This window comes from Mucilaginibacter sp. Mucisp73 (genome assembly GCF_059491465.1).
The window spans coordinates 4,350,772-4,363,231 of the sequence record NZ_CP168507.1; the positions used below are offsets into that span (position 1 = coordinate 4,350,772).

Annotated in this window: 7 protein-coding genes; 1 reads left to right on the forward strand and 6 read right to left on the reverse strand. The window is 42.8% G+C overall.

Features of this window, described 5'->3' with window-relative positions; genetic code table 11:
- Nucleotides 1-34: 34 nt before the first annotated feature.
- The 6 genes from ACEN82_RS18075 to fbp all read right to left on the reverse strand — a co-directional run bounded on the left by ACEN82_RS18075 (nt 35) and on the right by fbp (nt 10,867).
- Nucleotides 35-2,017, reverse strand: coding sequence for an alpha-L-arabinofuranosidase family protein (locus tag ACEN82_RS18075; RefSeq protein ID WP_413320354.1), 1,983 nt, complete (start codon nt 2,015-2,017; stop codon nt 35-37).
- 14 nt (nt 2,018-2,031) lie between these two features.
- On the reverse strand, nt 2,032-2,991 hold the full coding sequence (locus ACEN82_RS18080; protein ID WP_413320352.1) for a family 43 glycosylhydrolase: 960 nt from the start codon (nt 2,989-2,991) through the stop codon (nt 2,032-2,034).
- Between the two features lie 556 nt (nt 2,992-3,547).
- Complete coding sequence (locus tag ACEN82_RS18085; protein WP_413320350.1) at nt 3,548-4,720, reverse strand: acyltransferase family protein; 1,173 nt, start codon at nt 4,718-4,720, stop codon at nt 3,548-3,550.
- Nucleotides 4,720-6,933 carry an alpha-N-acetylglucosaminidase gene (locus ACEN82_RS18090; protein ID WP_413320348.1) on the reverse strand — a complete coding sequence of 738 codons (2,214 nt, stop codon included), beginning with the start codon at nt 6,931-6,933 and terminating at the stop codon, nt 4,720-4,722. Before ACEN82_RS18090 ends, ACEN82_RS18085 begins: the two co-directional genes overlap by 1 nt.
- A gap of 285 nt (nt 6,934-7,218) precedes the next feature.
- The gene (locus tag ACEN82_RS18095; RefSeq protein ID WP_413320346.1) at nt 7,219-9,684 is read right to left on the reverse strand and encodes a TonB-dependent receptor; all 2,466 of its coding nucleotides are present in this window, start codon (nt 9,682-9,684) and stop codon (nt 7,219-7,221) included.
- Nucleotides 9,685-9,823: 139 nt separating this feature from the next.
- Nucleotides 9,824-10,867: a class 1 fructose-bisphosphatase gene (gene fbp / locus ACEN82_RS18100; RefSeq protein WP_413320344.1), complete on the reverse strand. Its 1,044-nt coding sequence runs from the start codon at nt 10,865-10,867 to the stop codon at nt 9,824-9,826.
- A 419-nt stretch (nt 10,868-11,286) separates the two neighbouring features.
- Here fbp and ACEN82_RS18105 point away from each other — a divergent pair, with 419 nt between their 5' ends.
- Nucleotides 11,287-12,453: an iron-containing alcohol dehydrogenase gene (locus tag ACEN82_RS18105; RefSeq protein ID WP_495643991.1), complete on the forward strand. Its 1,167-nt coding sequence runs from the start codon at nt 11,287-11,289 to the stop codon at nt 12,451-12,453.
- Nucleotides 12,454-12,460 lie beyond the last annotated feature (7 nt).

A 12,460-nucleotide genomic window follows, 5' to 3' on the forward strand; every position in this document is an offset into this window, starting at 1 on the left:
TAATTGGTTTGTTTTTTTCGAATATTCAGGATAATTATTTGTGCTTTTCTATCTCTCTGCTGCTAATTCTGACAACCGTCAATGAATAGGCAGGTACGGTGAAAGCCCACTTCTTTTGCAATTTTATTACTGATGATTGTGGGACGATAGCTTGCGGGGTATCGGCGGAATTCTTTACGTCCGGATTGCCTGTAATAACAGTAAGCGTTGCCGATTGGGGTAGCTGACCAATTTTTGACAGGTCTGCCTCTCCCGAAACGGGAGCATTACCGGCATTGGCAATTTTCAGGATCAGATCGCCAGTCGCAGAGTCGCGCAAGGTTGAAACACCTGCCGTGGTGTCAAGAGCCGCTTTTTCGCCTTTCAATTTTATTACATCCGGTAAATACTCATTACCCGAATTGGCAGCAAACTGCTGCTGAACATAATAGTTTACCGTTGGGAAAACCTTGCTACCATTAAAATATATCAAATTGGGGTTCCATGATGTATGGCCTATCCTGGCAATAAGCGGTGCATATGACGCCATTCTAACCACGTCTCCGTTACGTTCTAAACTGGTCATGTAAACCGCTTCTGATAAGGCATTAAACAAGGTATTGCCCCAGGAAGCATATTCGCCTATGTAAACTTTTGACCTGAGCCTGTTGTATGCATCATAACGCTGGGTATTTTTTAAAAACCATTGCGGCTTTTCATAATAATGCTCATCAACAATACCAACCGAAAGCTGATCGGCCAACTTCCAGCCTTTATCAAAATCTTCGCCCTTCGGACTTGGCCCAACTGTACCAATAATCTTAATTTCGGGATGGGCTTTGTGCACTGCATCATAGATCATCCTAAACCGTTCTTCAAATACGCCGGTGATCTTATCTTCATTACCGATGCCGAGGTACTCCAGGTTAAAAGGTGCCGGGTGCCCTGCTGCAGCACGTTTTGCGCCCCAGGTAGATGTAATGGGCCCGTTAGCATATTCTACCAGATCGAGTACATCCTGTACATAAGCTTTCATTTCCTCCATCGGGATACCTTTTTGCCCTGTAGAACCTATTTTCCATGTACCGCCGGAGTTTTGACAGCTCACTCCTGCCGCAAGTACAGGAACAGGCTTTGCACCGATGTCCTCACAAAACTGAAAATATTCAAAATAACCTAAACCTGCTGTTTGATGATAGTTCCAGATATTACGTTGCTCTACCCTTTGCTCAACCGGGCCAATGGTGTTTTTCCAGCGATAAATGTTGGCGACGCCATCCCCATGAGTAAGGCAGCCGCCGGGAAAACGCATAAACTTTGGTTTTATATCGGCAATAACCTGCGCCAAATCGGCACGCAATCCATTGTTATGATTTTTAAAAGTTTCTTCCGGGAACAATGACACCATATCTATCCCGATTTTTCCTTTTGCTTTAATCAGCAATACCAGTTTAGCACTATCGTTATCAAAATTCACATGAATCTGTTCGGCGTATTTTTTCCAGCCTTTATCAGATGTTGTAAATGAGGAAGAACCTAATTCTTTACCCTTCCGGTCAACAAGAGCTACTTTTACAGGTAAAGACTGATCTGAAATTGCATTTAAAAAAACTGAAAAATTATAATTTTTACCTGCCTTTACAGGGATCCCGTCAAACCCTGAATTTTCAAGTCCCACTCCTTTTTGCCCTTCATCCTGAATATCAAGTAAAATATAATGCGGGTTATTGGGATGAACCGGGGCAGCCGTTTCTACAGAAATAGTACCATAGCCAAAACCGTCCGTTTGATATTTCCAGGCGGTCATTGAATTCCAGTCGCGGTTATCGGCCGGGTTATACTCAAATGAGCGGTTCTGGATAAGTTCGGCATAAAGGCCTCCATCTGCCGCATAACTTAAATCTTCAAAAAAGATCCCGAAAAGGTCAGGACTAATCTTTTTGGGTTTTGTGGCATCTGCTTTTTGCTGTGCAGAGGCTCCAAACCAGGTAAATGCAAGTGTTAATAACAGCGCTGTACAGGCTATTTTTTTCATCATAACAGGTTATAAGGTTAATTGAACTTTTGTACTCCTTTGGTGCTTACCTTTTTGATGTTGCCATCCGCATCAAAATTTAAACTATCAAGACACAGCTGCCGCAACACAAAAGACTCCTTTTGCGGAAAAATGCGGTGATATAAAATATAGCGCTGTCCTTTTTCAATAAAAGTAGTATGATGACCCGGGCCAATCACGGTGCTATCGGCAGAGGTGTTCAATATAACCCTGTGCCCATCCTCTTGAAAAGGACCAAGTGGACTGTTTCCTTTGGCGTAACCAACCTGGTAGGTGGCATCAATGGCCTTACCTTCCGAAAACATGAGGTAATAGGTTTGGTTGCGTTTAACCATATGCGCGCCTTCAAAAAAATGAGGTGTGGTGATATCTTTTGGTGCTCCATCGAACGAAACCATATCTCCCTTTAGCTTTACAGCCATACAATGTCCGTTAATCCATTTATACCCCGATCCCCAGTAAAGATATGCGCTGCCGTCGGCGTCAATAAAGCAATCCGGGTCTATGTTATGTACCTGCGGGTAATCTGTAGATTTTACCATAGGCGTATTGTCGCTTTTTAAATTTTTCCAGGGGCCAAGTGGTGTATTGCTTACGCCTCCCCAAACCTCGCCCCCCACGGCTACATACATGTAAAATTTATTGTCCTTTCCTTTTACTACAGATGGCGCCCAAACCATTTCGTTGAGCGAGGTTGGAGTGTTACAGGCTTGTTTAGTAGGCCAGTTGATATGATGACGCGTAAATTTAATAAAGTCGGTAGTTTCCAGCACAGCCAGCTCTTTATCGCCCCAGGGATCAATTGTGGCATAAATAAAATAGCGGCCTTTATCTTTCACAATAGTTGGATCGGCGAAGTATCCCCCGGCTATTGGATTTGGGATCATTTGTTTTTGCGCACGTGAAGCTGTGCCAATCAAAACAAGTGTAAAAAAGAAAAGTATGCGCCTGGTCATAATAAAGGTAAAAACAATTCAATATTAAGTGTTATTTTAACAATTAACTAATTTAATACGATTTTATCTTAATTATTTTTCTGATTTCGTCACTCGCAGACTCAAGTTAGCTTACAAATTAATAGTCAAATGGCTATAGCTAATTGAGTAACCAGCGTAAGTTGAACCCCTCTGGGGTTCGGATAAGAGGTTGAAAATTGTCTATTACAACCCTTTTCCCCCTCTGGGGGATTTTTATAAACTGATAAACGATACTAATTGAAATGTACTTAAGGACAGGTGCACCAGAGGGGGGGGGGTATAATTTGACAAATGATATTAATTGAGATGTTCTTAAGGACAAGTGCACCAGAGGTTCAAAAGGTTTGTAGCATAAAAAATTATAGGAATATCCTTTGCCCCAGAGGGGCAAAACAACACGCATTGCAGATTAAACAACAATGCATCTTTAAGGGAAAATTTAAACTTACGAGAGCCGTTGAAAGAATTCAAATTACTTTGACCTTGCATGCGGGAGACGCAATTATGTGTCTCTACATTCAAACAGCTTCTTAGTTTATATTTTCAGGAAAATCTTATTTCGGTATAAAAAGTACAACAAAGCAAGCTGTACAAATACAATAGATATGGCGGCCCAAACCGGTTGCCAGCTTTGTGCGAGATGGCTGATAACCCCTCCGAATAAAAAATTGGCCGTATGCTGAAAATCAACCATCCCTTCGGATGCCAGGTAAATCAGGATAGAGTTTACACCAATAAGCACAAAAGGGAATGCCCATTTTTTATATCCGGCAACGTCTATCACCAGGTAAAATACCGACAGGAAAACCAGGCTCCAACCACCTACAAACATCACAAACGAACTTGTCCATAAGCGCTTATTGATAGGGAAAGCAAGATTCCAAAGCATCCCTAAGCCAATAAATAAAACACCGACTGCTAATAAACAAACTCCCTTTTTCCACATCGGCCATTTAGCAGATTCTAACTTCAGGAACTGGCCTGTAAAAATCCCCAGTATGGCGGTACCAATAGCCGGAATGGTAGATAATATACCCTCTGGGTCATGCACTTTATCATGCAGACGACCGGGAAGTAATAAACGATCAACATAAGATTCCAGGCTGCCATTCATGGTTAAAACCCCTGCCCCGTAACCCGGAACCGGGATCAACTCCATTGCTGCCCAATAGCCAAACAACAAAATACCAAACCATAAAATTTGCCCACGGGTACCAAAATTGAGATAAATTACACCCGCAAAAAACCACGCAAGACCGATCCGCCCCAGCACACTTGCAAAGCGGGTATTCTCCAGGCCGTTAAACTTAAACAAGCCGTTAACAACCACCCCTAAAAACAATAGAATAATGGTACGCCTGACCATGGAACGATAAATTTCACCTTTAGATGAGGATGGTAACAGATAAGGGTAAGCCACTCCATGTTTAGCAACTTTATTGCCCATTGAATAAGGCATGGAAACCCCGGCAATAAACAAAAACAAAGGAAAGATCATATCATAAAAGGTGATCCCATTCCATTCGGTATGATGTAGCTGTCCCGACATCCATACCAGCAGGGGCCAGTTGGTAGCTTTAGCGAGGGCATGCACCACCCCTTCCCCACTCATAATCCAAAACATATCAAACCCACGAAGGGCGTCTAACGACAATAACCTTGCTGGCTTTACAATGGCAGTTGCAGATTTAGCTGTTGATGTATCCATTATTTAAGATCGTTACCCATGTCTGTTCTGTATTTTTCATAAAGCTGTTTTGCAACTGCAGCGCTGTTTCCGGCAGGAGCAACCGGGTAAGTTTTGGACGAATTAACCCATTGCCATTCCCAATTGCTTATTGATTTGTCAAATTGTTTAAAATCGGGTTCTTTACCTGTTTTAAATGATCCTTTCAATAAATCGAAGAATTTTCGCCAGCGCACTTTATAAAAGTCATTGAGCAATCCACTCCACTGCCTGCATGAATATTCATGCAGCGGACTATTGGCATCCCCCCAAAGCGTTATCAGGTTACGGGCGTTTTTCTCATAAAGCACTTTTTCGGCCGGGGTAGTTCCCCAGTTTCGGGCATCCGCTATCCACGGGCCCAGCATAAAATCTTTACAGGTGGCAAGCAGCCTGTCCATATCAGTTATCAGGTCAAGGTATTCGGCAGTATATTTATCAAAAGCCTTTTCATCCTTATCTTGATATGCCTTGATCCATTTTAACTGGATCGGCCGACCGTAGTTAGCCAGTATCTGCCGGGTCACATCAACCAAATCATAGTTAAAACCGCTGCTTCGTTTACATTCAGGTATAGCTGCAATCATTTTATCCCAGGCTGGCAGCAGGTCTTTCCTATTGTAATTTAAACGGGTACGTGTCCATATAGCGGCCGAATCAAGCGTTGGCCGCCCGGTAATGATCGATTCGGCACCGTCACGAATATCTTTGCCGTTAAAAACAGTAGCCCTGAGTGTTTGCCAGGCATCCAGCGCATCCTTGCTCTTTACACCATAGCGGTTAAACAAGTACTCTGGCAGCCATTGATCAAGGTCAATTGGCTTGTTTTGCCAGGTGTGTTGCGTCATTAACTCATAAAGCACAGGAGTTTGTTCAATGGCTTCCATAGTTAAACCAATGCCCAGCATTTTTCCTGATTTAGGGTCGTTAAGAGCCTGCGCGGGTTGGGTTGCGATGGCCTCTATCCTGCCAAACAAGCTATTGTTACCGCCATAGTTATGCAGCATGTTCCAGATCCAGGGTTTGCCGTAAAATGCTTCGGTGCGCTTCCATATCGGTTCATAATCGGTATTGAGGTCAAGCACAATCATATGATCATCAGGTACAGCATTCAGCAATGCCTTGATCTGCTCATTTTGCCAGAACTTGCGATCGCTGAAAAATAACCAGCCCTGCATTACCCAAACAGCTTTCGGGTCTGCCCCTTTCATGCCGTCATAAACCCTTGCGCTTAGTTCCGAAAGGAATTTAGGATCGTTTGATGGAGGCTCATTCTCATTAAATGTATCGGCAGAGTATAAATGATCCGTGCCATAAACCTTGGTTTGTTCCTGTATAAATTTTTTACCGATCTCCGCAAATAGCGGGTCTTCCGAATCAAGGATATAGGTATCGGCAAACCCGTTGTTCCAGTTGGTTTGCTTTAGCTTAGCATTCGGGAAATGTTTTTTAAACGATACCGGCACGTGACCTGTAAATGCCGGAAGTACTGGTTTTATCCCCAGTTCGCGTTCGCGCTGCAATATTTTGATCTGCAAATCCCGGTGACTGGTTATCCAGCTTGCGGGCAGCGGGCCGTCCCATTTATCTATATTGCCCATATAAAACCAGCCAAAATATGCGGGCCCGGTAAAAAAGTCCTGCATATCTTTGTTGTTAAAGCCCATGTCTTTATAAACTTTATCCCATACGTATTCCTGTCCGGTTATGGCCAGCGGCATATTGATGCCGTGCAAGGCCATCCAGTCAATTTCCTTTTCCCACCGTTTCCAGTCCCACCAGCTCATACTGTAGCTATAGGTGCAATAGTTAAGGTAGTACCGGTATTGGTAAGGCGTGGTTTTATGAATCCTTTTGGCCGGCATAGGCAACTTTACAGGAAGCTTCAGATTTGTACCGTTCCAGGTGATTTGGCAATGTGCATATTCGGTGAGATAATAGTATAAGGCCGACGCCACTGCGATACCATTATTGCCCCTGAGTACAATTTTGCCTTTAGCACCTTCTACTTCAAAAACATCTTTGGCTTCATTTTCAGAAAGCGGTTGAACAACAAAATTTTGTGCATAACCGGGCACCACCCGTTTAATTAAAGCATAAGAAGCCGGCACTTGCAATTGTGCCTGAGCGCTGATCATCCCACCGCATATGCCACACAGCAGCATACAAATGAAAATCTTCGTTTTATAAACCATTTACTTTAGATGTTTTTATGATTATTGAGTTTTAGGCACATCGCCTGATAAATTTTGAAATCATTATCGCACACTTTCACGTCCCCTTAGGGTCTCTCGCAGAGAACCCTGAGGTTCAACCGCATTCTATATTTTACAAGAGCATTCAGAACGGCGAATTTGCTTGTATACATCAGGGGATGGGACGTTAATCAATGAATTTCAAAGTTATTATCGCACGCTTACATGATGTGCAGAAACTCAAGGCAATAAAAACAAAAAAAGCCATATTTCATTAAAAATAAATCAAAAAGGAAAAACAGCTTTAAAACTGATATTTCGCCCGATATTATAAATACCCAGGTGCCCGTTTGGCGACGACCGGTAATACTCAAAATACTTTAAACGGTTAAGGTTGGATTGATAGGCTTTATCAAACAAATTATCAACCTGCAAAAAAAGCTCACAGATGGTTTTGTCCGATTTGTTTTTGATAGTAGTACCGGTTCCTATATTAAACAGCGTATAGCCGGGCGTAGCCGTTTCGGTATTATCTAAAGCATAAAAGCGGTTTTGGGTAGTATAAGCATCCATCTCGGCCTTAAAGTAAATCTTAGAAAAAGCACCATACGCTTTCTGAAAACTCGCCTTAAATTCCGACCGGATATGCAGTGGCGGGATAAATGGCAGATATTTAGCTGCGCCGTTAGATTCATCAATAAGCTGTTGATTGCCATTTATCCCCGTTACATAAGCCAGGCTGTTGTTAAAAGCCAGCCATTTAACATTTTGGGGATGCACATTTAGCGTAAACTCGGCCCCATACAAGCGGGCACTGCTCTGCTGGTATTGATAAGTGCTGTTACCCGGTACAATCACCACAGGATTGCCATTGGCATCAGTAAGTTTAGCCTGGTAAATGTAATTGTTGATGTGATTATTAAACAGCTCGGCAATAAGGTCAACATCCTTCAGGTAAGCGATGAAGCCCAGATCTTCCTGTAAACTAAATTCAGGGTCGAAGCTGCGGTTACCTAAATACACGATATGTGCACCCGGGTCAAGCCCGTTTGAGCCTATTTCGGTGATATTGGGTGCACGGTATCCACGGGCGACATTAGCCTTGAACAGTAAGCGTTCGCTGATATTATAAGTTATCCCCAAACTACCCGAAACACCCTGGTAAACATGCCTAAAAGCCGGAAACTGTAAATGGGCGCTTGCGGTATCCGGTAATTTCACATGCTGCTCAAACCCGTTTTTGGAGTTTGGCCCCACATAAAAATCGTTCCAGCGGATGTGCCTGTTATCATACCTGATGCCACCCGAGATATCAACTTTCCCAATAGTCTTTTTGGCGAACAGAAAAGCCCCGGCCTCAAACAGGTTATAATCCGGGATCGGAAAATCTGTCGCAGCCTTGCTGCGGTTGACCTGGTACATACCATTTAAGCCGAGGCTACTTTCTAAACCTGCAATAGCCGGCAGGTTATATTTAAAATCGTAATTAAGAGTATTAAGCACCACATACAAACCCGGCTGATCAGGCAATGTAGGGTGGTTATATTCCCTGCGGATGCTTTGTTGTAAACCAAGCGAAGCGTTGATGCTACTACCTTCGCCCAATTTAAATTCATTATGCGAATAGATCCGGTAATGCTGAATACGCTGATGCAGCGGGGTTATACTGTATGATCTTAACTCGTCATTACTTACAATTGGCCTGTTCCTGATATTGTCGGTATTGCTTTCAGCTATTTGTTTGGTAAACTGTCTTGTTAGCGAATCCCTGCTGCCATCGGGAATCTCCTGTCGGTTGTCGTAAACAGTTGCAGCAATTTGCGAGTACCCCCAATTTTTATCAACCCTGGCCATAGCCGATAAATTGAACTCCCGGAAACCTGTGTTATACACATAACCATCAACACTATTATGATAATCATGCGCCGCTTTCGCAGTTGCCCGGAAGGCGTATCCCCAATCGTTCTTTTTGTATGACAAGCCCAGCGAGGTGCCGATCATGCCATTATTGGTATGGTAATCGGCAGTGTAGTCACCTCTTAAAACATTGTTTTCGCCAATGGGCAGGTAAGGGATCATGTTAATCACTCCGGCCAATGCATCCGAGCCATACGTTAAACTCGCCGGTCCTTTCACTACTTCTGCGCGACCAATGCCATACTGGTCTATCTCAATACCATGTTCATCACCCCATTGCTGCCCTTCCTGGCGCACGCCATCATACAAAGTTAAAACACGATTGTAGCCCAATCCCCTGATAAATGGCTTGGAGATATTAGGCCCAGTGGTGACAGCATTCACACCCGGTACTCCTTTTACAATGGCATCAATAATGTTATTATTTACATTCTGATCCATCTCTTTCCGGGTCATCACGGCAATGGGTATAGGGTTGCTTCTCAACTCGGTTTTGCGTGAAACCCCGGTTACAGTTACCTCGCTTAATTTGGAGCTACTTTCCTGGAGATTGCCATCCAATGAAATTGCTTCACCGGGCTTTACACTCACGCTATGGCGCTCAGTAACATACCCTATGTTAGAGAATACGATCGTGTATGTACCTGCCGGAACATTTTTTAAATGATAGTAGCCTTTATCATTGGTAGTTGCCCCAATGGAGGTTCCTGAAAGTGCAACAGTAGCAAAAGAGAGCGGTTCGCTGCCGGCCGTTAATCTCCCTTTGAGAGAACCATGCTGAGCACAAACTGCAGTCGGCGTTAATAAAAAGCATAGTAAAGATAATATTTTCATTCGTCTTAGCATATTACAAACAATATACAAAACAAATAAAAAAAATTAGTCTTAACTAATTTTTATAACAAAGCGCATAAAATTACCCCATTTACTAATCAAAGTAAAAACTACGCTGCAAACAGCAGCTCTTTAATGCCTAAATAACTTGCTTATGCTTACTTATAGATGGGTGTTCGGGTGAAAAGGCCAGCATAAACTCTTCGGCGCGTTTAACCATATTTTCCGAACCGATAAAAATAGCCGAACGCTGATGAAGCTCATTAACATCCAGATCCAGGATGCGCTCATAACCGGTAGAAGCTGTACCGCCTGCCTGTTCAACAATAAAAGCCATTGGGTTACATTCATAAACCAATCGTAATTTTCCGTTAGGATATTGGGCCGTAGTTGGATACAGGAATATGCCCCCTTTAATCAGGTTACGATGAATATCGGCAATCATTGACCCGGTGTAGCGTGAGGTGTAGGGGCGGTTAGTTGTCTCATCTTCAACCTGACAGTATTTGATATATTTTTTTACCCCCAGAGGAAAATGCGCATAATACCCCTCATTAATAGAATAGATATAGCCATCTTTAGGCATTTTAATATCAGGATGCGACAGGCAAAACTCGCCTATTGACGGATCAAGTGTAAAGCCGTTAACTCCTTTGCCAGTTGTATAAACCAGCATTGTTGATGAGCCGTAAATTACATAACCGGCCGCTACCTGCTCAGTACCTTTTTGCAATACATCTTCCAGTTTAGCTGCACCTTCGGTTGATTTACGGCGATAGATAGAAAATATGGTGCCCACACTTACATTCACATCAATATTTGATGAGCCATCAAGCGGGTCAATCGCCACAATATATTTGGCGTGTTTTGAGATCTCTGATTCTATCAGGATATGTTCATCATTTTCCTCAGAAGCCACAACACAGCATTCGCCGCCGCTACGCAATGCCGAAATGAATTGCTCATTGGCATAAACGTCCATCTTTTTCTGACGTTCACCATGGGAGTTCACAGAATCGGTTTCGCCTATGATATCGATAAGCCCGGCCTTGCTGATCTCGCGGTTGACAATTTTAGCGGCAATGCCTATATCCCGCAAAAGCCTTGACAGTTCGCCTTTGGCAAAAGGGAAATCTGCTTGTTTCTCTATAATAAATTGTCCTAACGTTTTTACTACTTTCATGGAGATATGTATTTAATTGGTTAACAGAAATATTAAAAAATACCGGGATTTAGCCGGATGATTTATAATTAGGAGATAGCGGTTTGATCACCGATGAATAAAAGCGTTAAAAGATAAACGACCTTTATAAACTTGGCTCTATATCCTTATATTCAACTTTTTGCTAAGTTACCGGCCTTTAGTTGCCGAACTGTCATGCCCCGTCTCCTTATATTTTAGCTATTATTTACTACTCCAACTACCTATTAAAGTCAATTACAGGCAGATCATATCATAATAACTTACCGGCAGATATCCGTTTTGATAATATCGTATAATAATTGGATAACGGTTGGATAAAAATGGGAGGCGGCATTATCCATCTTTGTTTTATATCAAAACCAATTAACCAGGGCCAGCTATTATTAATATATAAGTATATGCCGCAAACTGTACATCCTTATCGCGACATTATTATCCGGTTTCCGGGTCAGGTAATTGTTGGCAAAAACTCGCTTTTTAAATTAACCGGCGATGTTATCAGCGGCGGGTATAAATCAGCTTTAATTATTACCATTAGTCCGCTATTAAATAAACTTGAACCACTTTTGGCTCAATTTAAAGAAGCAGGGATTAACGCTCGTGTTGATACCTCCATAGTACGGGAGCCTTCTTTCAAGGATTTTGGAGATTTGCTTGCATCTGTAAAACATACTGAAGCAGATCTGATCATAGGTATTGGTGGTGGCAGTGTGCTTGATGTGGCTAAACTCATAGCTGCGCAGTTTGATAATGACCAAACCCTGGCAGATATCACGGGAATTGGCTTGCTTAAAAAGCGATCTAAAAAGCTCATTTGTGTGCCTACAACGGCGGGTACAGGTAGTGAAGCTTCCCCCAATGCTATATTGATAGATGATACAGACAACCAGAAAAAAGGTATTATCAGCACTTACCTGGTTCCGGATGTAGTGATCATTGATCCGGCATTGATGACCAGTCTCCCACCAGAGGTTACCGCGGCCACAGGTCTTGATGCTTTAACTCATTGCCTTGAAGCATATACCAATCTATACGCACATCCTTTTATAGATATGTATGCACTTGAAGGGATCAGGCTTATAGCTGATAACCTGGTTAAAGCAGTAAATGACGGCACTAATGAAGATGCCCGTACACAATTGGCTATTGGCAGTTTGATGGGTGGCTTTTGTTTAGGCCCGGTAAATACGGCTGGAGTGCATGCGCTCTCCTATCCGTTGGGGAGCTTATACCATATTGCCCACGGCTTATCCAATGCCTTACTGCTACCTTTTGTAATGGAGTATAATATCCCTGCCGCGCCTGAACGATATGCTGCCGTTGCCCGTGCATTGGGTTGTAACAGTAGTATCAATGATTTTGAAACAGCTCATGCAGGAGTAGAAAAGATCAGGCAGCTGATTAAGGATTGTGGAATCCCTGCAAGCTTAAAAGAAATAGACATAGATAAAAATACCATTCCGCAAATGGCTGCTGATGCCATGAAAATTACGCGCTTGCTTAAAAACAACCCGCGACCAATAAACATAGATGACGCTGTTAGCATTTACGAGGCTGCTTATTAAAACATAC

Bases quoted from the DNA above. Each gene is read 5' to 3' on its own strand.
- ACEN82_RS18075 (WP_413320354.1), bottom strand. From the start codon at position 2,017: ATGATGAAAAAAATAGCCTGTACAGCGCTGTTATTAACACTTGCATTT.
- ACEN82_RS18080 (WP_413320352.1), bottom strand. From the start codon at position 2,991: ATGACCAGGCGCATACTTTTCTTTTTTACACTTGTTTTGATTGGCACA.
- ACEN82_RS18095 (WP_413320346.1), bottom strand. From the start codon at position 9,684: ATGAAAATATTATCTTTACTATGCTTTTTATTAACGCCGACTGCAGTT.
- ACEN82_RS18105 (WP_495643991.1), top strand. From the start codon at position 11,287: ATGCCGCAAACTGTACATCCTTATCGCGACATTATTATCCGGTTTCCG.
- fbp (WP_413320344.1), bottom strand. From the start codon at position 10,867: ATGAAAGTAGTAAAAACGTTAGGACAATTTATTATAGAGAAACAAGCA.
- ACEN82_RS18085 (WP_413320350.1), bottom strand. From the start codon at position 4,720: ATGGATACATCAACAGCTAAATCTGCAACTGCCATTGTAAAGCCAGCA.
- ACEN82_RS18090 (WP_413320348.1), bottom strand. From the start codon at position 6,933: ATGGTTTATAAAACGAAGATTTTCATTTGTATGCTGCTGTGTGGCATA.